Below are 25,171 nucleotides of genomic sequence, written 5' to 3' on the forward strand. Positions count from 1 at the left end.
GGGGGGCGGAGAGCCTGAGGCTCTTAAGTTTGGCCTGGCGGCCAACTACGGGCCTGACGGCCCGTTAGGCGCTGTCGTCGTGCCTGACGGCACGACTGCTCTGGCGGGCCAACTCGACTGCTTTCTCTGGGTGTTGGCGGGCCTGGCGGCCCGCTCAGTGAGGGAATGTCGTCCTGCCTGGCGGCAGGACCGGGAAAAGGGAAAAGGTGATGGCCCCTCCCCTGACGGGGAGGGAAGGGAAGAGTTGTCGGCACCCGAGCGCCTGGCGGCGCCGGTGATGTCATAACTCGGTGGTTGCACAGATATTGAGTTTGCCTGCACTTCCCTGACGCGGAGCTGGAATGGGTGGTGTCCGGCTGTCGCCGGACTGAGTGGATGTCAGTTTCCTTAGATGCTTTGTGTGTTGTGGTTCCGGGTACGGCTGTTTCTCGATGGAGGGGAATAGCGCCTGGCGGCGCCATGTGGGTGTGGCATCGATGGGTGGCCCTTGTCGAGTCACCTGGGAGCTTCGTCCCTCCTCACTGCCAGTAGCTAAAGGCTTGCTCGGCCCGAGGAAGGTGGTTCCTGGCCTCCGAGTGGCGAGGAACCACCTTCCTGAGCGGGGGCATTACTTCAGAGGCGGCGACGCGGCAGGCGGCCGAGCAGCACGGCCAGGGTTCGGCGGTCAGGGCAAGTCCGGCGACGGTGAGCGAGTGGGTGGCCAACAACGTCGTGATGAAGGGGCTGTTGAGCAGGGCGAGCAAGTGGTGGAACAAGGTTGGGGCCTCCTTGGGGTGGGATCCGCCTGTGCAGCGGAGTCCTTGGTGGCCCTATTGGCGCTCGTCCGGCGGGTTTCCGGCGATGTCCTGGATGGCGGTCGGAAGGCGTCTACGCTGGCCAGGGCCCCTGCGGCAGGTTTTCCGGTGCGTGGGTGGGCGGATGGTGCGGGGAGGGGTGCGGTGGAACAGGGCGCGGCTGTGCGGGTTTTCGCAGCCATGCTGAAGGCTCTGTACGACAGGGCGGGTGCGCCCACCCTGTCGGCGCTGGTGCGTCAGGGCAGGCTGCAGCAGCCGCCCGTTGTGCTGAGTGGGAGGCGGCGGTTGAGGAGCGGCGACAGCGGCGTGGTGGCCGTCCCGGCCGTCGGGGGGGCGGACGCTCCCGAGGAGCAGGTGCCTGTCCGTGGCCGGTTCGTGGCCGAGCTGCGGGATGAGGAGGCGTTCGGTGAGTGGGAGGTGCATCGGCCCGTCGATGTGACGGCGGCGGTGCCGGGGGTGCTGCCACTGTATGTGCGGCGTGCCCACGATGAGGTTCTGCGCTCGGTGGTGGGACAGGCCGGTGGGGGCGCGAGGTGGCCGGGCTGCCGGCCGGGTGGAGGCTGTGGCATCCGCTCGATCCGTCGCCCGCCCAGGCACTGGCGAACGCGCTGGCGGAGGGGATCGCTGGGCATACCGCGATCTGGCTGAATGAGCTGCAGTGGTACGTGGGCGAGCAGGCTGGGGCGTGCGCGGGGCAGGTAGCGGTTGGTCTGAGGGCGTTGCTGCAGGACAGCACGAGGGGGCCGGTGCTGGTCCTTGGGACGGTGTGGCCGGAGTTTTGGAATGTGCTGACCGCGCCGGCTGGCCCGGGCCGGAGTTCTGGGGATGCGCAGACCTGGGCGTTGCTCGAGGGCACGGGGGTGTATGTGCCGACTGCGTTCGAGGCGCAGGAGCTGCAGGATGCGCGGACGGTGGGTGGCCACGATGTGCGGCTGGCCGATGCTCTGGCCCACACCGTAGACGGGCGGATCGCCCAGTACCTGGCGGGGGCTCCGGCACTGCTTGAGCGTTACCGGATGGCGCCGCCCGCGGCCCGTGCGGTGATCCGGGCGGCCATGGACGCGAACAGGCTGGGCGGGGCGGCGCTGGTGGGTCGGGATTTTCTGCAGGCGGCCGCCGAGGGCTATCTCGGTGACGACGACTACGACGCGCTCGGTGAGCAGTGGCTTGAGGAGGCTCTCGCCTACACCCAGCAGCCGAGCAAGGGCGTACGCGGGCTGTTGAGCCGGGTACGGGCCCGTCAAGGCAGCGATGGCGGGGACAGGTGGCGGCTGTCCGATTACATGGACCACATCGGTCGCGTTGAGCGGCGGTATGCCGCTCCCCCGGCCTCATTCTGGCGTGCGGCGCGCGAGTATCTGCCCGAGCCGCACCTCGTACGGGCTGTGGGACAGGCAGCCGAGGCACGCTGGCGTGACGCCGAGGCCGCCAACCTGTATCAGCGGGCGCTGGACCTGGGGGATGTGAAGGTGGGACAGGAACTGGTGTCGCTGTGGCAGGAGCGTCAGCGGGCCGAGGAAGCCCGTCGTGTGCAGGAGCAGACCGCGCTCGCCGGGGACGGCGAGGTCTTGGAGGAACTGTTGGAACAGATGCTGGAGCAGGAGCAGTACCAGCAGGCCGAACAGCTGGTGCGGGAGGCCGCCGGGCGTGGCCATCCCACGGCCCGGCTCCACCTGGCCCGCGCGCTGGTACTGGACGGAAAGGCCGAGGAGGCGGAGCGCTGGTATGCCGAGGTCGCCCAGTGCAGCGATCCGGACATCCTGTGCGCCTACGCCGACGACCTGCGTGAGCGCGGGGACCTGGATGGTGCCCGGGCAGCATTGCGGGCGGCGGGTGACCGCCGCGCGATGGGCGAACTGGCCGCCCTGGCGGAGGGAACGGTCGAGGTGGAGCAGGCGGCCCGGGAGGCCTTCGCCGCGGGCGAAGCCACCCCGCTGAAGACCCTCGCCGAACAGGCCGAGGCCGAAGGACGTGCCGCTGACGCGGCGCGGCTGTACGGGGATGCAATCGAGGTCTTCGAACGCCGGCGCCGCCAGCGGGAGGAGGGCATGGATTTCATCAACTTCGAAGCAGGCCCTCGCTCCCTCCTCGATTACGTCAACCCGGCGGTGCTGCCCAGCCGCCCGGGGAGACCTGGGCGCTGCGCCAGCTGGTGGCTCTGCTGGACGCCACGCAGGGCGCGGCGGCGGGCGACGACGCGCTCGGGGAGGTTGCCCGGGCCGGGAATGCCTGGGCGCTGGAGCGGCTGCTGCGGTGGCTGCGTGAGCGCAATCAGGAGCAGGAGGCACAGGCCCTGCTGGACCGGGAGGTGGGGCAGGGCACGCCATGGGCGCTGTGGGTGCAGGCCTACCGCGCGGTGCACGACGAGCAAGTGACGGACGACGTCCGCCGCACGCTGCTGGAGCGTGCGGCGCAGGCACGTGTGGGCCAGGCGGTGAAGATGCTGATGGAGCGGGCCGAACAGGCTGGTCGGGCCGGTGAAGCCGACCAGTGGGCGCTGCATGCCGCCGCCCGCGGCTACACCACGCCGCTGTGGGAGCTGGTGCGCAGCCGCGAGGAGGGCGGGCAGTGGGAGGAGGCCGAGCAGCTCGCCTGGAGGGCACCGGCCGGCCAGCGGTCCTGGGCCTTGCGTCGTCTGGCGCGGGAACGGACCGGGGAGCACGCCACGGCTTTGCTGCGACACGCCTGTGACGAGGCCCTGGCATGGGCGCCGGGGATGCTCGCTGAACGCCTCGAGGCAGCGGGCGAGTTCGCGCAGGCCGAGCAGTTCGCACGCACGGCCGCCGACGCGGGGACCGGCAGGCGCTGGAAGGGCTTGCCGTGCGGCGCAAGGACGACGACCCCGACCGGCAGTGGCTGGCGCTGCTGGCGAACGGGCTGACAGCCGAGGGGACCCCCGCCGCCCCGTGGTGACCGTTCTCGCGACATCGGAAACGGCGAGCCCATGGCGGCGAAGACGTCAGTGCCCGCCTCACAGAGCCCGGCAGCCAGGGCTTAGCCGAAAGCCGGCCAGGACCGCGGCGGAACTGGGACGGCAGCCAGCACGCAAAGAGTGCGCCGCCCGCCGCCGGAAGGTGAACCCCGCAGCCTGCGCGTCGGGATAGCCGTCGCGCGTGGCGTCTTCGCCGCCCACGAATGGACCGGCGAACCTGAAAACCGCGAACCGCGCAAACACACTCAGGTCCGCTGGGTCGAGACCGACTCCATCCCGGAGGAATTCGTAGACACCACCTCTAGCGCTCTTCGGCGATACCTTGCGGGCGGACCGCAGGTGTCCTTGGCCGGTTGGCAGTAAGGGATCGTCTTTCCCGGTTCCTCGGCGGTGGTGGGGGAGGCGATCTCATGTGGGTGCGGATCCTCTGACGTGGTGGTCGGGATCACGCGATGAGGCTGTACTTCTGCTGGTCGGGGCCGAGGCAGAGGTGTTGATGCTCGCGGGCACGCTGGTGGTCCGCTGCAGCCAGGCACTGGACTGGTGGCTCGCAGGGGGGCGCTGGGCCGACGCGGTCGGGGCCTGTACCACTCGGACGGGCGGTTGCTGCGCCTGCGCGACTCCCATTATAGACTTCAGGAAGTCTATAATGGTGTCATGCCTCGACGGATCGAACCGTTCGCTGCGGGTTCGCTCGTACTGTTGAGAAGGAAGGCTGGCCTGACGCAAGCTCAGCTGGGCGCGGCAATCGGGGTGTCGGCCCGGCAGATCGCTTCGTACGAACAGGGTGCTCACGCCCCTTCACCGCGTCGGCTGCGCCTGATGGCCCGGGCGCTGAGGACGTCTGCGCACGAGCTGGCGGGGGTTCCTGCAGGTGAGGAGTCGCTGGCCGACCTGCGGCGGTTTGCGGGACTGGACCGGGTGGATGTGGTTGCCCTGCTGGACGCGGCGCTGTCCGACGAACTGGGCAGGGTGACGGAGTGGAAGCTGCAGGCGATGGAGAACGGCCGTGCGGTGACGGCCTGGTTGTCGCGGGAGGCGCTGCAGGAGATCATCCCGGCTCTGGCGAAGATCTACCGTGTGCCGGTGCGGACGGTACGCCGCAGTTGGTTCAGGTCGTTTCCGGAGCAGGGGTATCTGCTGCGGGCACCGCGGACGGCGGGCCGTGAGCAGGGACAGCGGCGTGCTGGCTCCCGCACGTGGGAAGAACTCACGCGACGTCAGCGCGCCTATCTGGTCGCGTGCTTCCGGGAGGATCAGCAGGCTGAGAAGCGAGCCGGGGGGAGCCGGGCAGCAGGGCATGCCCCGGGACGGGCGGTGCAGTGGCGTCGGATCCCCTTCACGGTGAGGGCCGATCCGGCGTTCACCGGCTACACCCGCGTCCAGGAGCGGCTGCGGGCGGAGGGCTGGCACGATGCCGGCGCCGGCGCGACGCTGCACGCGCTGGCGCGGCGAGATCTGCTGCGGGTGAGCGAGGACGAGGTGGAGGTGTTTCCGCTCGGGTTCGTGCCACGCGTCGTGGTCGAGATGACCCGTGCGGGGCGGGCCTGCGTGCGGGCAGGCCTGAAGGAACGCCCCGTCGGCCACGCCCCGGGGGATCTGCTGTCGCAGTGGCTGTGGACTGTTCTGGTCACAGTGGCCGAGGCAGGCGAGGCGGGGCTGGCGGAGGACGCCCTGTGGGGGCGGGCCAAGTTCTATCTCGGTACCGGCTACCGTCCCGGCGGCGCACTGAGCCGCGGATTCATCGACTGCCTGCCCGACGAAGGCGACGGGCACCAGGAGCGGGTGTATCGGTGGGTGGTGACCGCAGCCGGCTGGGATCACATCCGTCACCATGCGGCGGATTACCGGGAGTTGTATCCGGGGATTGCCGCCGATACGGCCGTGGAGCGTGTTTCGGAAAACTGAATTCGCACTGTTGTGCGAATTTGTGTGCGGGGGCGGCCGATTGTCAGTGCCGCCCTTTATGGTGCGTGCCGTGGATTTAGCGAACTCTCCGGCGGAGGCCGGACTTTCCGATGCGGCCGTGCGTCACATGGTGATGGCGGCGGCCGCGATGGCCGCCAAGGCGCTCACCGACACCGAACAGCCTGCCGAGGGACGGCTGGGCACGCTGCTGGACGCCTACGGGCGCGTCCAGGCGGCCCGGGGCCCGGCAGCACCCTTGTCCTTCAGCCGGTTCCGCAGACTGCTGCAGGGAGACCTGGCCCGGCTGCTGCCTGCTTCTGTGCCGGCGGAGGAGATGGACGGAGTCCGCCTGATCGACCCGGACGGCGACTTCGACGAGGACTTCTTCGACCTGGAGATCGAGCAGCGGGTGGTCCTGCGCGCGCTGGCGAAGACCACGCACGGCGGGCGGCCGGCCAGCACCCGGAACCTGGAGGCCGAGATGGACCAGGACCGGGTCTTCACCGCGCTGCGCAAGCGCATGGACCAGGACGCCTACGTGCACGGGCGCTCTAGCCTGATCCGCATGCCGGCGGGCTCCGATGCGCAGCTGCGGCGGCTGAATCTGCCCAGCAGCGTCGCGGAGTTCTATCGGCCCGTCTCTTTCGATGCGATGTGGGACCGGTGGTGGTTCGCCTGCCCGGTCTGCCACTGGCCGATGAAGGTCACTGTGCACGGCACCCGGGCCGGGACCAGGACGGGCAGTGTGCGCTGCTTCCATCGCCCGCATGCGGCCTGGGGAGCCACGTACTCCTTCAGGCTCCCGGATGCGGGGCGGGCTCCCCTGCTGCATCCGCTGTCCCGGCCGGCGGCGCCGTCGGGTGCGCAGGCGGTGCTGTTCCCGGATCTGACCGGGCCGGTGCCCGAGCCGGTGCCCGAGCCGGTGCCCGTGGAGGGGCACAAGGCGCTGGCCCGTGGGGTGTGGCGCTGGACGACCGTGCCCGGCCTCGTCGAGGTCGCCCTCTTCGACGCACTCAGCGAACGGGGCCTGTCGGTGGCGTTGTGGCCGGAGCTGGATGCCTACGACCTGCAGGTCGCCGCCGGGCAGGGTGCAGGGCGCACGGAATTCCGCATCGACGTCAAGGACTACACCTCCGCCCTGTTGCTCGCGAAGAAGATCCAGGCGGACGGCGGGGACCGGGGCGGCGCCGAGTGGCTGGTGGTGCCCGACTACCGCGAATCCAGCCTGGACCTGGTGGGGACCGTGGCAGGCGAGTTCGGGCTGAAGACCACGACGGCGAGCGGCATCGGTGAACTGATCTGCAAGAAGGCGGGGGCGGCATGGCAGTGACCAAGACCAGGCGCCTGTCCAAGACGGCCGGGGCGATCGGGGCCGCGCTGGCCCTGGCAGCCCACTACTTCCCGCGCCAAGAGGAGGCAGGCGGCACGGCCATCGCTTCGTTCCGGGACGCGGCGTTCCTGCTCAGCGGCCAGCTCGACAAGTGGGCGCGGTGGCGGGACCTGCCGCACGACGAGAAGCAGCGCATCGGCGCGGTGGTGGCGCTCGCTCCGCAGGAACTGGCCTCTGCCACCGTGTTCGCCGCCCGCGCGCGGGAGTTGCTGGACTTCGCGCACGGCGAGCCGGCCGCGTTGCCCTTCAGGCCCGCAGATCCCGCCGCGGGGCGGGCCGAGGCGGCTGTTCCGCTGGTGGGCGGAGGTTTACTGGAGTACGTTGACCGGATTCTTCAGCGGCTGCGCCGCGATCACCCCCGCAGCCGCCCGGACGAGCCGGCCGGGCCGGGCATCTGGCTGCCGCGCACGCAGTACGCGGCCGGCTCCGGGCTCATCCAGGGGCGCACCGTCATCCCCGTCTTCGCCAACGGCGGTGAAGAGGAGGCGGCCCGGGCGGAGCTGCCCGAGGTGCGCACGGTGCCTTACCAGGAGGAGATTGCCCTGCCGACCGGGGAGCTGCTCGAGCTGGCCCGTCTGATCGACGGGCGCTACCCGGCCGCGGACCGGTACGTGCACGCGGTCCTGGAGAACCTGTTTGCGCAGTTGCAGACCACGGATGCGGTGCCTGCGCAGGAGCTGATCCGGCTGGGTGCGGGGCCGATGGGCATCCTCAACGCGCCCACCGGGACCGGCAAGAGTGTCCTGGTGCGCGTGGCCGCCTCATGGCATGCGGTCAACGGGCTGACCGTCACCCTCGTGCTGCCGACGGTCGAGGCCACGCTGTCCGCGGCCTGGGACATCAGCCAGGATCTTGAGCAGCTGGGCCGCACGGAGACCTGCACGCCGCTGATGTCGCCCTCGCGGTTGCACGAGCGGGCGATGAAGGCCGCCGCCCGCATCGAGGGCAGTCTGCTGGAGCAGCCGGACAAGACCCTGTGGAAGCTGGACCAGCTGTCCTACGGCTGCGCGCTCAGCCATCACACCCAGTCCAGCCATCCGTACCCGCCCGGCCAGGAGCCGTGCCGCGGGCTGTTGCCGCTGCCGCCGGCGACCGACCGGGCCGCGTGCCCGTGGACGGCCACCTGCGGCAAGTACGCCCAGCACCGGCAGGCGTGCACCGCCTCGGTGGTGGTGACCAATCACCACAACTTCATGACCGGTCGCTTTCCGCTGGGCATCCGGCTGGACGGGCGAGCGGTCGCGGATGTGTCGGTGGCGGAGTTCGTGCTGCGCCGTTCGCACACCGTCATGATCGATGAGGTCGACCAGTTCCAGTCGACCGCCCTGGACCTGTGCTCCAGCGAGCTCGTCCTGGATTCGCGGCGCCAGCCGACCGTGCCCTTGCGGGAGTTGGACGAGGACAAGGCGAAACTGCCGCCCGACGCGGTCAAGGCCTTGTGCCCGACCATCAGCCACGCCCGCTATCTGTCGGAATTCCTGCTGGCCAGCGTCTGCGAAGACCTGCTGCACCTGCGCCACTACGAAGGCCACGGACCCTCCCGTGAGCGGCCAGGCGTCAACAGCACCGGCTGGCACCTGGCCGACAGCCGGGACCGGCGTCTGATCACGTTGCTCTTTGCGGCCTGAACATCGTCATCGGCACCAAGTCGGCCATCACGCCGGTCTATCTGTGCACCCGGCCGCTAGCCTTGCTGACCGATCCGGCGGAGATGTACGCCAGTGTCAACGCCGCCGGGATCGGCTCCCTGCCCTCCGTGCCCACCGCCGAGCCGGTAGGGGATCTCAGAGAGGCCAGGGCCGCCGCATGGGCCCGCCTGGGCATGATCATGCGGTCCGCGCCCGGGTTCATCAGCACCGCCCACGTCCTGCAGGAAGAGATCGTCGCCGGCATGGTCGTCGACATGATCCAGCTCGCCGGGCGCGCCCGCCGAGGCGGCACCGACATGACGCTCCACCTCGTCGACTACGCCTTCCACGAGGACTCCTGGCAGTCCGACCTCGCCGGCATCCTGCGCCGCATGCACCAGCGCTGGCCGGCTGATGTCCGCCGGCAGATGAACGCCGTCTACCGCGAAGCCCTCGCCGCGTTCCTCGCCTACGCCGGCATCGAACCGGACGACACCTGACCCCGCCCCGCCCAGCCGCATTCACCCCAGATATGGAAGGTCTTCTCCGCTCATGCCCGCACCCACTACCCGCGCCTGCCTGGACGTGCTCGCCTACCGCTGCACCCCCACGCTGCTGGACGGGGCCACCGTCCACCTGCGCCAGTTCCCCACCAGCGTCACCTCCCTGTGGACCCTGCTGGACCGCCAGTACAAGGACATCGTCAAACGGGAGGAGGCCCAGGCCCCGCACTCCGTGCTCACCGGCGCCCTGCGCTGCTTAACCGGCGGATACGTCTTCTTCGACCCCAAACAGGGGCTGCTGGCCACCCGCCGCCCGCTCGACGACGACACCCTGCGCGACGCGTTCACCCTCCTGCACAGTCTCATCCTGGGCCACCACCCCGACGACATCGACCTCAACCGGCCCACCCCGCTGGCCGAACGCGTCGCCGAAACCATGCCGCAGGAGCGGCTCCTGGCCGACTACCTCATCACCCCGGACGGCCCCCAGACGCCAAACTCCTCCGCCCCCGGCCGACAGCCGGACGCGGCCAACTGGGTCTACAGCACCGTCGCCTGGGACCTGGCCCACCGCCTCGCCCAGCACACCTGGAAGGTGGACGGCCAGGACATCGCCCTGAGGCCGGACAGCAGCGGCGGCCTGATCGCCTGGGAGCAGCCCTGGACCAACAAAGCCGGCACCGCGCACGCGCTGGCCCGGGTGCGGCTGGCCCTGAAGACCCTGCCCAATGTCGCCGACCCGATCCTCGTGATCTCCTCCCAGGCCACCCGCATCAGCCGCACGATGGCCTACGCGCGCACCGTGCTGGCCGAACAGGCCGAGACCACCCTGCCGATCGTCGAGGTCGAAATGGCCGGACGCGGCCGCGTCCGCCGCATCCACCGCATGTCCCTGCAGACCCTGGCCCGCCTCGGCATGGACCACTCCGTCCTGTACAACATCCAACAGCGTGTCGAGGCCGAGCAGAACGCCGATGCCCGGGGCGACAACGGATCCCAGGACGAAGCCGAGGCCGGGACAGTGGGGCTCGGCCCCATCCGCCCCGTACAGGGCAAGACCTTCTCCTTCCCCGTTGGCCGCGGCGTCGGCATGCACCATCTGCGCGAACTCGACCAGCACATCGGGCAGGTCCTCTCCCCCACCCCCCTGACCATCGTCCAGGACTCCCGCGCCCGCGGCTTCAAGCAACTGCCCCAAGCCGAACTGTCCGTCCAGCCGGGCGACATCATCCGCTCCCTGGACGCCATGGACTACCCGCACCTGCGCCTGGTGTGCCTGTGGTACCGGGATGAGATGCGCCAGCGCATGATCCACGGCCTCGCCAACGTCTTCGGCCTCGACCCGCAGACCATCGATCCCGCCGAGGGCATTCCCGTGCCCCTGGACGCAGGCCGCGTCAGCGCCGTCTTCCACTGCGTCCCCGACTTCCTCGTCCACGGCCCCGCGGCCGGACAGGAGACTGCCGTCGCGCACATCCCGTCACTCAAGAAGGAGCCAGCCACCCTCGTCGGTGTCTGGGCGGAGACCGAATTTGACGCCGCAGCCGAGGAAGAGGACGCCGTCCCGCCGGCCGACCGTGCGGGCACGGCGACCGGTCCCGGCCCGGACGAGGACGCCAAGCACCAGGCACGGCGCACCCTGGCGCGGCTCGGGTTCGTCTCCCAGTTCACCGCCGACCGCAAGGAAACCAAGCGCAAGAAGCCGAACGGGAAACAGACCGACCACCAGGTGGTCCTGTCGCTGCTGGATCTGTGCCGCAGCCTAGGCATCATCGACCGCCGCATCGACCAGGTCATGGTCGATGCCATCGGCCCCCACGCGGCCGACCAGGTCGCGCACTGCGGCATCCACGTGCGTCGCCAGAGCCGCCAGGGCAAGGACCGCACCGCCAAGATCTGCGTGACTGCCAGCGTCCTGAAGCCCCCCACCACTCCCGGCGGGGCCTGGACTCTGCACGGCTGGAGCTACACCCACCGCCGCTGGGAGCTCTACCACCAGGCGCAGGCCGCTTTCCATGCGGACGCCTACCCCACCGGCAAGATGACCGACTTCGACGACGACAACCGCGGTCTCAAGACAGTGGCCCAGCACATCGACCAGGCTCTGGCCGATCTCTGCGACTACCTCGGCGGCACCCCCTACACCGTCACCGTCGACGGCGTGGCCACCCGCCGCCTGTGGCTGGGCCTCCACAACCGCCGCCAAGGCCAGCCGCCCACACGCAACAGCACCTGGCTGCCCGCCAGCACCCTCCAGGCCCGAGAACGCCCGCTGGCCGTGGTGCGCATCAACAAGGACATGGACGAGCTGCCGCGCCCCATCCGGGTCAGCCACCGTAGCGTTGACGGCACCGTGGCCCGCACCAACAAGGTCACCAACCTGCTCTACCAGGTCGAGCCCGACTTCGGCTCCCCCACCTGGCTGCTGGCCACCGTCCCGCCCCAGTTCGACGGCGCCGGAGCCGGCCGCCTTGGCGAAGCCATCACCCGCTGGAGCGCCAGCCACGGCTCCAGCGACCCCGACAACCGGCGCAAGAACGAAGTCCGCCCCAACTGGTACAGCATGACCGCCACCGAGATCTACCCCATCATCACCGCCAGCCCTGCGGGTACCGGCGAGAACCTGGACACGGCCCCGATCGAGCCCCAGCCCCTCGCGCTGACCGCGGCCCGTCTGTGCCACCAGCCCCTGGCCTGGGCCAACCGCACCCGCTACCCCGTCCCCTTGCACGCCGCCCAGCAGATGGACCTCGACCACCCCCAATACCGGCGCAGCGCGCTGGCCGACGATCAGAACACCGACGCCACCGGAAACACCGTCACCCCAACCGGGGATCAATTCTGAGGCCTTCGTGCAGGCACGGTGCCCGGGCCAGCAGCTCGCACCCCGCTGGCCCGGGCACCGCCATGCCCGAGGCCCCGGGCCGGTTGGGTTCGACGCCGCTGAACTCGCCCTGCACAGGCGGAGGCCTACCTCACGCTCCGCCGGGCCAACGAGGCCCGGGCCCGCGCCGAGTCCTCGCTCGCCGAGTGCGCCAGTGCCTCCCCGGGCTGGGCCGCGGCCTCCCTCCTCCTCGCCCAGGCCGAGTCCTTCGACACTCCCCCCGGACGCCCAGAGGGCTCACGACGTCCTGGACCGCGTCCCCGCTACCCGGCTGCGGGTCCACCACCCGTACCCGGCTCTCCTGTCTGACCGGCATGCTCGCCGGCCACGCCACCACAGAGGAGAACTCACTCGCCGAGCGGCTGCCGACGCTTCCTCCATCGATCGACGCCCACGGACAGGCCCTCACCGGCTGACGCGGACCACGTCAACGGTTCGCGTGTGCGGGCGAGGATGAAGCCGGACCTGCGGCGGCGGCAGGGGTGCTGTTGCCGTCCCTGCCGACCGCCGCGGCGACCGGCAGGGACAGAAGCGGGTCAGGAGAGCCGTGAGGGTTTGCGGGGCGGTGGGAGCGCGGGGAGCAGCTCCCACAGCGGCCTCGATCCCGCGGCCCAGGATGCGAGCAGCTGACGGTCGACGAGGTGCAGCCGCTGCTGCCGGGCAAAATCGCGGCCAGGCTGGGTGATCCTGCCGTTGGTCACCATCACCACGACATCAGCCTTGTGAACCGGGCGTCCCGTTCCGTTGAGGACCTGCAGCTCCGGAGTGCCCACGGCAGCGCCCTGCTCGCCGTGCCGGCGGTGCTTGCACTGGATGACCCAGCGCCGGCCGTGCGGGTCGGTCGCCTTCACGTCCGCCCCGAGATCCCCTTGTCCGCCGACCTGGACGGCGTCGGTGCAGCCATCTCGGTACATCAGGTCCCGGACTGTGTATTCGAACTGCCGGTGGGACAGCGCGTCCAGTTGGGGCAGCCCGTAGCGCAGAGCGCGTGCCTGGGCGTGTTCCCACTGCGCGCGCTGGACCCGCTGCTGCCACCAACCGATGCCGCCCAGAACAGCGATAACGGCCGCGGCCAGCAAAATCCACCAGTGCGCGAGAAGCCAATGGACCACCGTCGCCATCAGCCAGAGGGCCGCTGCGGCGGCGAGCAGCAGGCCGACGAGGTGCTCCTGTTGTTGACGGGGGCGCCGGGGGCGCCGGGCAGGGCGCCGCCGGGCGGGTGGCCGCCGGCTCATCGTCCGCTGCCCAGGGCGGAGATGTCGATCGGGTACGAGACGTCTGGTGTGGGCATAGCCCGCTCGGTTGCGGGAGTGTCGAACCGGATCGGGTAGGACACGCTCGGGTGCGGCACGGCCACCCTCGGCGCACCGCTGGTGGAGCGGTCGAAGCGGACCGGGTAGGTCACCGACGGATTGCGTTGGGTGCTGCTTGTTCCGTTGGCGGTCTGCGCGTTACCGATGCCCAGCACAGCCAGGCCGAAGACGGCGACGATGGTCATCTCCCGGCGCGCGCCCGGCGCCCATCGGGAGTGTCCGCGTACTGGCGTTCCGTCGGAGCGCACGTACGGGCGGACAAAGGGCATGTGATCCTCCAGCTGATGGTTGGCTTCCCCGCATCGCAGTTATGTTGGGGCCGGGCACTGACAGTCGATCAGCCGATGGACCTCAATTCCCGTTTACATGGGGGGAGTTCAGGCCAGATGTGTGCTGGTTCGTGGCCGCTGGGCTGCGTGGGCGGCTGCGGCGCGGGCAGGCGCGGCGGCCGGTGCCGTCGCAGCCGTGAGCGGTGCGGGTGGCGGCTTCACCAGGGCGATCCGTGACGGCCGACCCAGAGGTGTCCACCCGAGTGCCGAGGGCGTGATCACACGCCAGTGTGGGCAAAGGGTGGCGGAATCGGCCATTTCCGATTTTGCCGCCCGCGACGATGAAGCGGGCATGGGCAGCGAGCTGTGTGCGGAGGGCGAGCCGGGGCGGCAAGTCCGCTGCGTAGTCGTTTTTGTATCTCGGAGTCTGGTGCGGTTGCTGCGCTCCCTTACGGGTGAGACCGTCCGTGTTCGGTAGTCGTCGCGTGCGTGGGACGGTGCTGGCTCCGTCCGTGTTGGGGGGCAGGGTGTGGCGGTCGCTTCGCCTCTGGGTGATCTTGCTCGGTGTCTCGGGGGGTGGGGCGGGTGCAGCGCTGGCCGTCTCGGCCTGGCTGCCGGCTGGCGGGACGGCGGCCGTGGCCGCTGTCGCCGCGGGGGTGAGTGGTGTCTTCGTCGATGAGGCGAGGACCGCTCTGCGCGCGCACCGGCAGCAACGCCAGGCCGCAGCAACCCGTGGCAGAGAACTGGCCGTTCGGACGCAGCGGGTGCGGGACGTGCTGGATCCGATCAGTCTTGGGGTCCATCCTGCGGCGTTGCGCCGTGACACGGACCGGGGGGCCGACCGGGTGCCCGCCTTCGTCGAGCGCGACCGCTTCGACGACGTCGTACGGCGGATCAGGCAGGGCGGCTTCGTGCTGATCGTGGGTGATTCGACGGCCGGCAAGTCCCGCCTGGCCTACGAGGCCATGCGGGTGGCTGTTCCCGACTTTGTCCTGCTGCAGGCGCGACCGTCGGAAGATCTGCAGACGTTGTCGTCCGCTGTGGGCGCGGCCCGGCGCTGTGTGGTGTGGTTCGACGAATTCGATCAGTTCCTGCGGGCGGGAGGCATCACGCTGGAGATGGTCAAAGCGATGCCGGCCGGTCCGGAACGGCAGATAGTGCTCCTGGCGTCGATGCGCAGCAAGGAGTACGGCCGATACAGCGCGCGGCAGCGTGACGTCACCGACGCGGCGACCTGGCGGGCCGGCCGGGAGGTGCTGCTGCACGCCGGTGAGCCGGTGGAGCTTGATCGCCTGTGGTCACCGCAGGAGGTCGGACGGGCCGAGGAAGCCGACCGGGATCCACGGTTGCGGGCGGCGGCTCAGGCATCCGACCGCTTCGGTATCGCGGAGGTGCTGGCGGTGGGTCCGGAATTGCTCAGCGACTGGACGCATGCCTGGCAGGCGGGTGAGCATCCGCGGGGTGCCGCTCTGGTCGCCGCAGCCGTCGATTGCCGGCGCATGGGCTTGCACCAGCCTGTGGGTACTTCGCTGCTGGTGCCGATGCACGAGATCTATCTGTCCGCTCGTGGCGGCGACGTCCTGCGTCCAGAGCCGCTCGAGGAAGCGCTGGCATGGGCCACCGCACCGGTGCAGGGAGCCAGCAGTCTGCTGCTGCCCGACCGCCAGGGTTATCTGGCCTTCGACTACTTGATCGATCTTCCCGGGGCGGCCATACCGGAGAGCAGTTGGCAGGTGCTCCTTGCTGCTGTCGCGCCGCAGGACGCCTTCGACGTCGGTTGGGCCGCTGTGGATCTGATGCGGCCGTCCGTCGCGCTGGAGGCTTTCGAGATCGCCCGCCGCCACGGGGTGCCCGATGCCGATTATGCGCACGCCATCGCCCTGGGCAACGCAGGCCAGCCGCTGCCGGCCGTCAGCCTGCTGCGTCCGCTGCATCAGCAGCGTGCCGCGCAGCTCGGCCCGGATCACCCCGACACGCTCGCCGCGTGTCACGACATAGCCCGCTACCTCGCCGAGGCGGGCCGGCTCTCGGAGGCCGTCGCTCTCCTCGACCGTCTCGCCGCCGACCGGCGGCGTGTCCTGGGGCCCCGTCATACGGCGACTTTGGTGACCTTAAGCAGTAAGGCCAGGTTTCTGCGTGAGCAGGGAGACGCTTTGCAGGCACTGCAGCTGTTTCGGGAGCTGCTCCCTGACATGACGGCGGTGCTGGGCTCGGACCATGTGGACGTTCTGCTGGCACGACAGGAGCTTGGGCGGACCCTGGGTCACACCAGCCTGGTCTCCGACGCCCTCGCCTGTATCACCGCCGTGCTCGAAGACCAGGAACGGCTTTTGGGTGCAGCGCACCCGCACACGCTCAGCACCCGCTTCGAGCTGGCACTCCTTACGGCCCGGTCAGGTGACCTCCCCGGGGCCCTCCGCCAGTTGCGGGCCCTGCTGGCCGAGCAGGAACGCATTCTCGGCCTGCATTCGCGCCCTGAGCACTCGTCATCAGCTCGGCAGGCTCCTTGCTCAGACCGGCGAGCCGGAAAAAGCTCTGGAAGCCCTGTCAGAGGTACTGAGTGATCAGGAGCGCTTCCACGGCCCCGCCCATCCCCGCACTCTGGCAACCCGATACGACCGGCTCCTCATCGCACGCCATACCCAAAATCCCGAGGAGACTGCGGCCCAGCCGGCCGCTCTTCGGGAGGACTGCCGCCGGACGCTGGGCGACACGCATCCGCTGACCCGGACGATCACCACAGCACTGGGAGCCTCGTGACCCCAGCAGCCGCAAAAGGCGCGCACGTTGGTGTTCTGTGGCCGAACACGGGCGCTGTGGTCCGTTCCCGGCCTGGAACGGACGGGGTTCGGCTGCGCTGCCAACCCGCCGAGAGCCCGCGAAGGACAACGGGAGGTCACTGCGAGGCTTCGGCCTCGATGATGTCGTAGAGATGGTTTCCGTGGGCCCAGCGTTTCAGCTCCGGCCGGCCCAGCAGGATGATCCCGTGCCGGGCGGCGAACTCAGTGGCGGGCCGGGTGAATCCGCTCAGACCGATCATGATGGGGTGATGCGCCTTGTGCTCGGGGCGCGCCATCCGTTGAAGGTCTGCACCTCCTTGGAACCCACCGGCCGCGCACAGTGCTTGCACTGCAGGACCAGTTTGCGGCTCTCGTCATCCCATGCCACCACGTCGGCTCCCAGATCCCCCGCACCGCCCACCCGACGCGCATGGAGGAATCCGTCGCGGACCAGCAGCTCGGCGCAGGCCTCCTCAAAGGCCGTGTCGGGGTCATCGCGGCAAGTTCCCGCATGCGATAGGTCAGCCGGTCCGACTCATCGTCATCGGCGAAGGCGTCCTGGCCGTAGATCAGCTGATGGCCGCCACGGCCCGGACGGTCGATCAGCGTGGCGGTCAGCAGCACCAGGCCCAGGCAGGCGAACCCCGTCCACCACGGATGATCGCCGATCCACGGCAGCGCGGTATCCGTCACCCACTGCCATATCAGCCGCGCCAGTGCGATCCCCACGATGAGACCAACCACGGCCTTCACTCAGGGCATCATCGTCCCGTCCCTGTACACCGCCCCCCGAGAACGTCGACTTGATCCTCCAACTCCTTTTGCAACAAGAAGTACTGACACTGGGCCCGGCTCCCCGACACCGCGCCCTTCTTCGCGCACACGCATCACGCCATGCCGGGCCAGCCGTACGCCGACGGGCCGGACGGCGGCACACGCGCCGGCCGCGCAAATGGACCCGCTTTGTGAAGACCCAACGACTGTACGCAGCGGTCGACCGCGGGGACATGACACGAGACGGGTGGGACCAGTCGAGGTCGCCCCTTAGCTGACGGGCCGCCTCAAGCCGTCACGATGAGCCGTTCAACGGCGTCACGACCACCGGTGTCAGTGGCATCGACGACTATGGCCCCGCCCGGCACCACACCACCCCTTTGTCCGAGAGGACTGCCGTGGCTCAATCCTTCCCCGTGCACCTGGACTTCGGCAGCCACCGCATCGAAAACGTCGCCTTGCACTGGGGGCGTGGACTGGGCGGGGATGCGCGAAGAGACGCTCCCAGCTCGGGCACCGACATCGAGGTCCCGGCTGTGGTTGAGCTCCTCGATCAGATTACAGCTGGAGCAATCACTGCCGAGCAGGCCCGAGACAAGCTGAACCGTCTGACGATCGCGGTCAAGGAGCGGATGGATCGCGAGTATGGGGAGATGATCGAGCTGATGGAGCAGCCCTCGCCTCGTTCAGTGCGCGAAGAGATTCACTTCAATAACCGGTGGGTGTATGCCGTATCGACCGACGCCCTCCCCGACTCAATCAAGATCGGCGTCGCGAAGGACATAGCGCAGCGAATCAAGTCTTTGCAGTCGGGCTCCGCTACCACACTGGAACTTCGCTGGAGCGCTCGCGGCGGGTTCCCTCTCGAACGCTACCTGCATGAGCAATTCGACGCCAGGCGCACTCACGGGGAGTGGTTCGACTTCCAGGGCCGCCCCGGCCCCGTCCAAGAGATCAACGAGGCCGCTCACGTCTTTCTCCAGCGGTACGCCGAGAGAGGGTCCACAACTCTCTAAGGGTTGCCCAACGCCACCTATGGATGAGGGGAGGCATACCTCGCTTCGCCTGGACGGTGGCTGGGCCGCGTCGCCGGTGGATGCCCTCACAGCCGCGGTCACGGCGCGTTCACCGAACGGCGCAGACCGAGCTGGGCTGGTCCGGCCTGGTGAAACGTGCACTGGTCAGAGGACGGATCAACGTAGCGCGGCGGCAGCGGTTGCCGTTGTCGGCGTACGGCCCGCCAGGGCGTGCGCTACTGCGCTGATGGGGATGCGTTCTTGCTCCAGGCGCAGATGCGGCTGGTAGGTGCCCAGGCGCAGATCTTGTTCCAGTTGGGCTTCTGCCGGGGTGAGGTGCGCCGGTGGTTCGGTGGTCTGGTGTTTCTCTTCGCCCCAGTGTGCTCGGTGGGCGAGGAGAGTGTGGCGGTCCATGAGGAGGGATCGGGTGTGCGGGAAATGGCTGCGTACCCGGCTCAGGATGGCGAAGCCGTGGGTGTCGATGTCGCCCCAGTACCAGAGGTCGATGTCGGCGAGCCAGGGCAGGTGGCGTAGGAGCGAGGCGGCGTAGCCGGAGCCCAGGAGGGCGGTGGTGCCGGGGGTGGGGGGCAGGGCGAGGTAGGTGATCTCGTTTTCGAGGACGATGACCGTATGGGTGCCTGGCGGTGCAGTGGTGAGTTCGGTGGTGCGGACGGCGAGTTCGCTGTAGGGGCCCGGTGGGTCGTCGAGGTGGCGCAGGCGTACGTAGGAGGGCTTGCTGAGCAGGCCGTAGCGGGCGGCGAGGTCGTTCCTTGGGGCTTCGTAGTGGATGCGGTCGGCGGGGAGGCTGTGGTCGAGGAGTTCTCCGAGGATGCCTTGGTGGGCCTCGATGAATTTGGTGTCGACGTCGGGGACATCGATCTGCCGTAGATATACCGGGGCTGCGATGTGGTTGCGGAACCACGCGACGGTGTCGATGAGGCGCTGCCAGTGGGGGGCGGCTTTGAGGACCTTCATGGGGTGGGCGGCCATCCACGCGGTGAGGGCCGGGGCGCTGATGGCTGTGGCGGCGTGGAGGGTGTGGAACAGGTCGGCTTCGGCGGTCGTCTGCAGCAGGGTGACGAGCTGGTGCAGGGTGTCCACCCAGATCCGGATGGGGATCGTGTTCGTCGGGGTGTTGTGGTGTCCGCCGATGGTTTTGGTCTGGATCCGCATGTGGGGGTGGTGGTGTGCTGCCCAGGACTGTGCCCATTCGAGGGCTTTGCTGTAGTGGCGGTTGACGTCGGTGGAGGTAGGGCCTTTGAGGGGGACGGAGATGGGCTCGAAGGGGTGGCCTTGTGCGGCTGCGGCCAGGTAGCGGCCGCTGTTCCATTTTCGGCGCAGGCTTTCGATGACGTCTTCGGGGGTGGTCCAGTGGCGTGTGGTCATGGCTGGGGCTCCGGTCGGGGAGCCGGCAGCTGGGCTGCCTTCATGCGGAGGGCTTGGAACTCTTCGATGGTGAGCGTGTTCAGGCGGGATCGGACGGTGTCGGGGCGGTCCACGTAGCCGACTCGTGTGACGTGCGGCTCGATGACGTGCAGTTTCTGTAGCGGGGTGACCACGAGCAGCTGCAGGCCCAAGCGCTGGAACAGATCGAGTGCGAAGTGCGCGGAGGGGTCGTCGCCCCGTCCGAAGGCTTCGTCGATCACGACGAAGCGGAAGGTCTTGCTGTTGCCCGAGTCGATGCGGAACTGGTAGGCGAGGGAGGCGGCGAGGATGGTGTAGGCGAGTTTTTCTTTCTGTCCGCCCGACTTGCCGCCGGAGTCGGAGTGGACCTCGTGTTCGGTGTCGTCCGCGCGGTTCACTTCGCTGGCGTTGAAGATGAACCAGCGGCGGACATCGGTGACGCGAGCGGTCCAGTCGGCGTCGTGGCGGGTGTGCTCGGGGCGTCCTTTGAAGCGGTCGAGGAGTTGTTTGACCTGGAGGAATTTCTCCTCGGTGTAGGTGTCGTCGGGATCGGTGGCCAGGGCGTCGCTGGTGCAGGTGCGCAAGTCCCGGCGGAAGTCGCGGATCTCGACGCTTGGGGTGGGCGCGGCGTTGAGGCGGATGTAGCGGCCGGGGTTGTAGTTGATGGCGGCCAGCGAGGCGTTGATGACCTCGATGCGCTCGCGGATCTGCTGCTCCTGTGCGCTGAGGTGGGCTTGGAAGGAGGCGATGTCGCGGATGACGTTGGTGCGCAGGTACTGCAGGAACTGGGTCTCGAAGCGGGGGAGGTCGTCGTCGGTGAGACGGTTGTGCAGTTGCCGGTAGCCGTCCGCTGCTTCGATGCTGCTGTCGAGGTCGGTGGTGAACTGACGGTAGGTGTCCCGGAAGGTCGCCATCTTCGAGGCTGTCTGTGAGGCAGCGCGCCGGTAGGCCTCCGTGCGGCTTTCGCGGGTGTGCAGAAGCTGCTGTGCGGCAAGGGTCTCTGCGGCATCCAACTGCTCCAGAAGGTGCTGCACACTGTCGGTCGGGCCGGGCAGGAACGCAGTGAGTGCGTCACGGTGTTCTGTCACGTCGGTGAGATCGGCACGCTGGAGGAGCGCGGTGGTCTTGTCCAGCTGGGCGGCTACGCGCTTGTGTTCGTTGCGGAGACTGCCGAGGTGTTCCTGGCTGGTGTCGAAGTCCTTGGTGCCGTGTGTGATTCCTTCTTCGGCCTCCAGCAGCTCGGTGGTGAGCTTGTCCAGGCCGGCCTCGGTCTCCAGGGTCCGCTTGCGCTGTTGCAGTTCTTCGAGTTCGCCGACGGCGGCCTGCCAGTCGATCTCGTGGTGGTTGTCGACGTTCGCGAGGAGTGCGAGAGCATCGCGGATGCCGGACCTGGAGTTCTCCTGCTGCTTGAGGTCGCGGGTGCGTGCGGTGATCTCGGCGCTCTCCTGAGTGAGGCGCTGTGCTTCCTCGATGAGGGCTGCCAGCTTGGCCTGGTTCGTCCAGCCGAGGACCCAGGAGCGGCGGTCGTCGACCCGGGAGGTGTCGTCCTTCTCGTGCCGGCCGCCTCCGTTCTTGATCAGGCCTTGTTTGGTGACGGCCGGGCGGGTGGAGCGGGTGAAGGTGTCCAGGTCGTCCGTGCAGTGGTAGTCGGCCCGGGAGCGCAGCTGGGTGGCGAGCCAGTCGTGGGCCCAGCTGTCCTGGTTGAGTTCCAGTTTGCCCGTCAGGAAGCCGGGGTCCGTGGGCAGTTCTGTCGGCCGGATGTGTGCGGGCACGCGGTAGTACACGAGTCGCAGTCCCAGGTGGCGGCCGTTCACCCAGTTAGAGACGTTCGCGTAGTGGGCTTCGGGGACCAGAAGAGACAGGGCGAAGCCGCGCAGGACGCGTTCGGCGGCTCCGGCCCACTCGGTTTCGCTGTCCCGGACCTGGATGAGTTCACCGGCGAAGGGGAGTTCTTCCGCGTTCACGCCGGCAGCGGCGGCCAGGTCCCGGCGCAGGTCCAGCAGCCGGGCCGGGATGCTGGAGCGCTGGCTGTGCAGGCTGGTGATCTCCCGCCGGATCGCTTCGGTCGCCGTGGTGTTGGCGTGGCGGGCCACGGCGAGCTCATCGAGTTCCTGGCGGGCTTGCTGTTCGTGCTGGGTGGCCTGTTCGCGGGCGCGGCTGATCTGAGTGGTGCGTTCGTGGAACGATGCCGGGTCGTTGACCGGTGGCAGTCCGGCCCGCTCGAGCCAGCTTTGGTACTCGCCCGACCGTTTGCGGCGGCGGTCCCGCTCGCGGCCGAGCTCGTCGATCCTGGCCCTCAGTTCCACCAGCCGTTCGCCTCCGGCGCCGTCGATGCGGCGCCTGAGCCCCTCCGCGGCCAATCGCAGTCCGTCCAGGTGCTGGGCGCGCTTGCGCTGTTCTTCGGTGAGCTGCCGGATGCGGGTGTGGAGGTCCGAGCCGAGCTGCGTCAGGGCGTCTTCGCGGCGCTGGGCGAAGAAGAGGGGAACGGCGTCGCGGCGCCGGGTCAGGAGCGTGATCTGTGCCTGGATGGCATCGCAGCGGTCGCACGCTTCCACGATGGGCGTCAGGTGCTCGATCATCTGACGGGCCCGCACGACTTCGGCGTGGCTGGCGGTCAGCGCGTCGAAGTGCGCGACGATCTTGTCGACGGCCGCCTGGGCGTCGAAGGGTTCGAGCATGCGTTCACGGACGAAGTCGTCGAGGCTTCCGACGGCTTTCATCGACACGGTCTGGTGGAACAGGTCGAGGGCCTGCTCGCTGGGGATGCCGAGGCTGCGGCGCAGCGCCTTCCCGTACGGGGGGTAGCTGGTGTACAGGGTGGCGCCGGTCTGTTTCAGGCGGCGGCGCAGGTCGGTGATGCTGGTGCCGAAGCGTGTGAAGTCGGCTTCGATGGAGAGGGTTCGGTCGGCGGTCAGGAAGAAGCGGTCCGGTTGGCTGGTGTTGGCGTCGGGTACCCAGAAGACCTGGGCGAGGGTGACGTGCGTGCCGAGGGTGTAGTTGGTGAAGACGCCGAGGATCACGCTGTGGCTGGTGGCGTCCCGCAGGGCCACCGGGCGGGTGCTGTCGGTGGCTTCGACTCGCTCGTTCTTGTGGTAGCCCAGGACGTAGGAGCGCAGGTCGCGCTCTTTGGCCTCTGCTCCGGCGGCCTTGTTGTAGGCGATCTTGTGGGCGGGGAGCAGCAGGGTGGTCATGGCGTCGACCAGGGTGGATTTTCCCGATCCGGCGGCGCCGGTCAGCAGGGCGCTGGCGCCGTCGATGTTGAAGGACCAGACGGTGCGGTGGAAGGTGCCCCAGTTCAGCACTTCGATCCGCGTGAGTCTGAAGCCGGGGCCGACGGTGGGAGTGTCGTCGGCGGGGGTGTGCTGCTGGGGAGGCAGCGGCGCCACGGCGGTGGTCGGGCTCATGCGTCGTCCTTCGGGGCGTCGAGGGTGTCGCGGTAGGTGGCGAGGAGATCGTGGTAGTCGCCGAGTACTTGGGCATCGACCAGGGCTTTGAGGTGGCGTCGTACTTCGTACCAGCCGGTTTGCTTGGTGGCTCTGAGGACTTTGAGGTCGCAGAGCTTCTTGATGTGGGTGTCGATCTGGTCGACGAGTTGGGCTTCGTTGCTGCGCGGAGGCAGGAAGCCGCGGACCATGTCGACCAGGTCGTCGCGGGACATCAGCAGGCGGGTGTCGGAGGAGGTGGCGTCGCTGTCCGCGAGCCGGCCGCGCAGGAGCACCAGCATCAGGCTGACGGCGAAGGACAGCCGGTGGCGCGTGACGAGCCGAGGCACGCTGACGCCGTCGTCCCGCGTGTCCGGATCGCGTTGCCGTGCGAATGCGTATCCTTCGGCGGGATCGATGACGAGGTTCAGGCCCAGGACGGCCAGGTAGTCGCCGATGGCGGCCTGGTGGGCGAGGATCTGGTCCCAGACGGCGGGGGCGTCGCTCTGGTAGAGCACGCCTGCTTTCAGCAGGTTCACCACGGGCACGGTCAGCGTGTCACTCACGGCTGCTCCCCTTCGGCGGCGGTTTCGCCGTCGTCGTTGCGTACGAAGGTCACCCGCGGGACGGTTGCCGCGGTGCGGCCGGCTGAGCCCACCCTGTCGTAGACGAGCTGCCAGGTGTGGTCCGGATCGATCACGACGTCCAGGCCTGGCCGGGCCAGTTGGAAGTAGGTCAGCAGCTCGGCCAGCCCCTGGGTGAGGGGACGCTGCTCGAGGACGCGGGCCAAGGTCGTCTGTCCGCTGGGGCTCGCGCGGACGGCTGTCATCACCTGCATGGCGAGGACCTCCGGATCCACGTACACGCCGCCGATGAGTTCCGAGATGTCCAGCTCCGTCGCGTCGTCGAGCGCTTCCTCGACGGTGCTGTCCAGTTCCACCCGTTCGATGGGCATGTACAGCCGCCGTTCCATGGGCAGTGCCAGCTCCACCTGGGTAAGGTCCAGTTCCAGGCCCGGCAGGTCCTTGTGCCCGTCGAGTTCCGCGATGCGGCGCTGGATGGAGCGCACCAAGTCCTGGACGCGGCGGTTCTCGTCCTGGCCGCGGTCGGCAAGGAAGCGGCGCAGTTGTTCGGTGAGCTGGCGCACCGTGTTCTGGGTGTTCTCGGCCGCCTCCAGCCATGCGAACGGAATCTTCAACAGGTTGCGGTTGGTTTTGCCGTCGAGCTGGGGCAGCAGGTTGACCTGTCCGAGCAGGTCGCGGAGTTCTTCTTGCCGCTGCGGGGACAGCAGGTAGTCGAAGAACGCCTGGAAGCTTCTGCCCTGGTCGGATTCGGCGATTGCCTCGCGGTCCATGAGGAACGTCGCCAGCAGATCGCCTTTGCCGCCTTCTGCCGTGGCGACGTCGTGGCGAAGGCGCCGGTCCAGTTCCCGCAGGTTCGCCTCGACCTCGCGGAAGTCCCGCAGGAGTTCGACCGCGGTGGTCTCGACCTGCTGGTAGCGGTCGAGCAGGGCCAGCGGGGACAGCATGTCGACCTCGCCGGCGCGAAGCTGCGCGATCTGGGTGTCGATCGCGTCGCGTTCGCGGCTCAGCTCGTCGATCCGTGCCTGCGGATCGGTTTCGGTCCCGAACGCCATCTGGCGCAGCAGGGCGACGATCGTGTTGAGGCGGGACTCGGTTCCGATGAAGGACCGGGCGGGAAGCCCCCGGACCCAGGCAACCGCCTTCTCCAGGGCGCTGGTGGCGTCGAAGTGCGCCTCGTCCTCACCGGGCGGGTAGTACTTGCGCAGCCATCCGCTGGCGGTCCACTCCGTCAGATAGGTCGCGGCCGGTCGCGGGAACGAGCCGGCTCCTGGTTCGTTGAGGTCATACAGCTGGTCGTCCAGGCGGGAGACGAGGGCTGCTTCGGGGACGCCTCGGGCGTTCTCATCGACGAACACCGCACCGCAGAATGCCAGCACCAGCGGGGCATGGTCGGCCCGTAACAGCCGCCAGGCCGGGTGATCGTGAAGCCCTGCGACATCCTCAAAGTCCACGCGGTCTTCCCCCCGTTCACACGTATACGAGACGCGGTGTCCGTCTCAGCCGAGGCGGATGGGGACTCACCTTAGAAGGCGGCACTGACAAACACGTCTAAACGAACGAATTATCGAAT

At 68.9% G+C, this 25,171-nt stretch carries 18 protein-coding genes and 1 pseudogene; 11 read left to right on the forward strand and 8 right to left on the reverse strand.

Annotation, left to right across the window (positions count from 1 at the left end; genetic code table 11):
* The first annotated feature begins 1,327 nt into the window (after positions 1-1,327).
* The 8 genes and pseudogenes from G6W55_RS23140 (at position 1,328) to G6W55_RS23165 (ending at position 12,000) form a co-directional block, all read left to right on the forward strand.
* Positions 1,328-3,169 (forward strand): hypothetical protein, encoded by a 1,842-nt coding sequence (locus tag G6W55_RS23140; RefSeq protein ID WP_175522765.1) that lies wholly within the window; start codon positions 1,328-1,330, stop codon positions 3,167-3,169.
* The gene (locus G6W55_RS23145; protein ID WP_175522766.1) at positions 3,166-3,675 is read left to right on the forward strand and encodes a hypothetical protein; all 510 of its coding nucleotides are present in this window, start codon (positions 3,166-3,168) and stop codon (positions 3,673-3,675) included. The genes G6W55_RS23140 and G6W55_RS23145 overlap by 4 nt, the downstream gene beginning before the upstream one ends.
* A gap of 237 nt (positions 3,676-3,912) precedes the next feature.
* A pseudogene (locus tag G6W55_RS38860) lies at positions 3,913-4,089 on the forward strand (DNA mismatch repair protein MutT); the annotation flags it as partial.
* 294 nt (positions 4,090-4,383) lie between these two features.
* Positions 4,384-5,634, forward strand: a complete 1,251-nt coding sequence (locus G6W55_RS23150; protein WP_175522767.1) for a helix-turn-helix transcriptional regulator — start codon at positions 4,384-4,386, stop codon at positions 5,632-5,634.
* 127 nt (positions 5,635-5,761) lie between these two features.
* Positions 5,762-6,964 carry a hypothetical protein gene (locus G6W55_RS23155; RefSeq protein WP_217687267.1) on the forward strand — a complete coding sequence of 401 codons (1,203 nt, stop codon included), beginning with the start codon at positions 5,762-5,764 and terminating at the stop codon, positions 6,962-6,964.
* Positions 6,955-8,652 (forward strand): hypothetical protein, encoded by a 1,698-nt coding sequence (locus tag G6W55_RS23160; RefSeq protein ID WP_254876394.1) that lies wholly within the window; start codon positions 6,955-6,957, stop codon positions 8,650-8,652. The genes G6W55_RS23155 and G6W55_RS23160 overlap by 10 nt, the downstream gene beginning before the upstream one ends.
* Positions 8,653-8,735: 83 nt before the next feature.
* Positions 8,736-9,152: a hypothetical protein gene (locus tag G6W55_RS38865; protein WP_254876395.1), complete on the forward strand. Its 417-nt coding sequence runs from the start codon at positions 8,736-8,738 to the stop codon at positions 9,150-9,152.
* Between the two features lie 52 nt (positions 9,153-9,204).
* Entirely contained in the window at positions 9,205-12,000 is a 2,796-nt protein-coding gene (locus tag G6W55_RS23165; RefSeq protein ID WP_254876396.1) for an RNaseH domain-containing protein, read from the forward strand.
* Between the two features lie 575 nt (positions 12,001-12,575).
* On the opposite strand, the gene G6W55_RS23170 is transcribed toward G6W55_RS23165, so the two are convergent.
* The gene (locus G6W55_RS23170) at positions 12,576-13,274 is read right to left on the reverse strand and encodes a restriction endonuclease (protein WP_175522768.1); all 699 of its coding nucleotides are present in this window, start codon (positions 13,272-13,274) and stop codon (positions 12,576-12,578) included.
* Positions 13,271-13,537, reverse strand: coding sequence for a hypothetical protein (locus tag G6W55_RS23175; RefSeq protein ID WP_254876397.1), 267 nt, complete (start codon positions 13,535-13,537; stop codon positions 13,271-13,273). Before G6W55_RS23175 ends, G6W55_RS23170 begins: the two co-directional genes overlap by 4 nt.
* 719 nt (positions 13,538-14,256) lie before the next feature.
* Between G6W55_RS23175 and G6W55_RS39435 the strand changes: the two genes are divergently transcribed.
* Both G6W55_RS39435 and G6W55_RS39605 read left to right on the forward strand, forming a co-directional pair.
* The gene (locus G6W55_RS39435) at positions 14,257-16,185 is read left to right on the forward strand and encodes a tetratricopeptide repeat protein (RefSeq protein WP_175522770.1); all 1,929 of its coding nucleotides are present in this window, start codon (positions 14,257-14,259) and stop codon (positions 16,183-16,185) included.
* Positions 16,097-16,381, forward strand: coding sequence for a tetratricopeptide repeat protein (locus G6W55_RS39605; protein WP_375372463.1), 285 nt, complete (start codon positions 16,097-16,099; stop codon positions 16,379-16,381). Before G6W55_RS39435 ends, G6W55_RS39605 begins: the two co-directional genes overlap by 89 nt.
* A 136-nt stretch (positions 16,382-16,517) precedes the next feature.
* Here the strand turns inward: G6W55_RS39605 and G6W55_RS38875 are convergent, their stop codons facing one another.
* Together G6W55_RS38875 and G6W55_RS38880 are read right to left on the reverse strand one after the other, a co-directional pair.
* The gene (locus G6W55_RS38875) at positions 16,518-16,697 is read right to left on the reverse strand and encodes a restriction endonuclease (RefSeq protein ID WP_254876398.1); all 180 of its coding nucleotides are present in this window, start codon (positions 16,695-16,697) and stop codon (positions 16,518-16,520) included.
* Positions 16,658-16,822 (reverse strand): restriction endonuclease, encoded by a 165-nt coding sequence (locus G6W55_RS38880; protein WP_309243794.1) that lies wholly within the window; start codon positions 16,820-16,822, stop codon positions 16,658-16,660. Before G6W55_RS38880 ends, G6W55_RS38875 begins: the two co-directional genes overlap by 40 nt.
* Positions 16,823-17,591: 769 nt before the next feature.
* Between G6W55_RS38880 and G6W55_RS23190 the strand changes: the two genes are divergently transcribed.
* On the forward strand, positions 17,592-18,191 hold the full coding sequence (locus G6W55_RS23190) for a GIY-YIG nuclease family protein (RefSeq protein ID WP_309243795.1): 600 nt from the start codon (positions 17,592-17,594) through the stop codon (positions 18,189-18,191).
* Positions 18,192-18,368: 177 nt separating this feature from the next.
* On the opposite strand, the gene G6W55_RS23195 is transcribed toward G6W55_RS23190, so the two are convergent.
* Genes G6W55_RS23195 through G6W55_RS23210 form a run of 4 tightly spaced genes read right to left on the reverse strand, consistent with a single transcriptional unit; the run spans position 18,369 to position 25,052 of the window.
* A complete protein-coding gene (locus G6W55_RS23195) occupies positions 18,369-19,577 on the reverse strand; it encodes a Wadjet anti-phage system protein JetD domain-containing protein (protein WP_175522772.1) in 1,209 nt (402 codons plus the stop codon).
* Positions 19,574-22,999 (reverse strand): ATP-binding protein, encoded by a 3,426-nt coding sequence (locus G6W55_RS23200; RefSeq protein ID WP_175522773.1) that lies wholly within the window; start codon positions 22,997-22,999, stop codon positions 19,574-19,576. Before G6W55_RS23200 ends, G6W55_RS23195 begins: the two co-directional genes overlap by 4 nt.
* Positions 22,996-23,583: a DUF4194 domain-containing protein gene (locus G6W55_RS23205; RefSeq protein ID WP_175522774.1), complete on the reverse strand. Its 588-nt coding sequence runs from the start codon at positions 23,581-23,583 to the stop codon at positions 22,996-22,998. Before G6W55_RS23205 ends, G6W55_RS23200 begins: the two co-directional genes overlap by 4 nt.
* The gene (locus G6W55_RS23210; protein WP_175522775.1) at positions 23,580-25,052 is read right to left on the reverse strand and encodes a DUF3375 domain-containing protein; all 1,473 of its coding nucleotides are present in this window, start codon (positions 25,050-25,052) and stop codon (positions 23,580-23,582) included. Before G6W55_RS23210 ends, G6W55_RS23205 begins: the two co-directional genes overlap by 4 nt.
* Positions 25,053-25,171 lie beyond the last annotated feature (119 nt).

The organism is Streptomyces sp. CAI-85 (assembly GCF_013363615.1).
Classification (GTDB): domain Bacteria; phylum Actinomycetota; class Actinomycetes; order Streptomycetales; family Streptomycetaceae; genus Streptomyces; species Streptomyces antibioticus_B.

Bases quoted from the DNA above. Each gene is read 5' to 3' on its own strand.
- G6W55_RS23150 (WP_175522767.1), top strand. From the start codon at position 4,384: ATGCCTCGACGGATCGAACCGTTCGCTGCGGGTTCGCTCGTACTGTTG.
- G6W55_RS23155 (WP_217687267.1), top strand. From the start codon at position 5,762: ATGGTGATGGCGGCGGCCGCGATGGCCGCCAAGGCGCTCACCGACACC.
- G6W55_RS23160 (WP_254876394.1), top strand. From the start codon at position 6,955: ATGGCAGTGACCAAGACCAGGCGCCTGTCCAAGACGGCCGGGGCGATC.
- G6W55_RS38865 (WP_254876395.1), top strand. From the start codon at position 8,736: ATGTACGCCAGTGTCAACGCCGCCGGGATCGGCTCCCTGCCCTCCGTG.
- G6W55_RS23165 (WP_254876396.1), top strand. From the start codon at position 9,205: ATGCCCGCACCCACTACCCGCGCCTGCCTGGACGTGCTCGCCTACCGC.
- G6W55_RS23170 (WP_175522768.1), bottom strand. From the start codon at position 13,274: ATGAGCCGGCGGCCACCCGCCCGGCGGCGCCCTGCCCGGCGCCCCCGG.
- G6W55_RS23175 (WP_254876397.1), bottom strand. From the start codon at position 13,537: ATGACCATCGTCGCCGTCTTCGGCCTGGCTGTGCTGGGCATCGGTAAC.
- G6W55_RS38875 (WP_254876398.1), bottom strand. From the start codon at position 16,697: ATGGCGCGCCCCGAGCACAAGGCGCATCACCCCATCATGATCGGTCTG.
- G6W55_RS23195 (WP_175522772.1), bottom strand. From the start codon at position 19,577: ATGACCACACGCCACTGGACCACCCCCGAAGACGTCATCGAAAGCCTG.
- G6W55_RS23200 (WP_175522773.1), bottom strand. From the start codon at position 22,999: ATGAGCCCGACCACCGCCGTGGCGCCGCTGCCTCCCCAGCAGCACACC.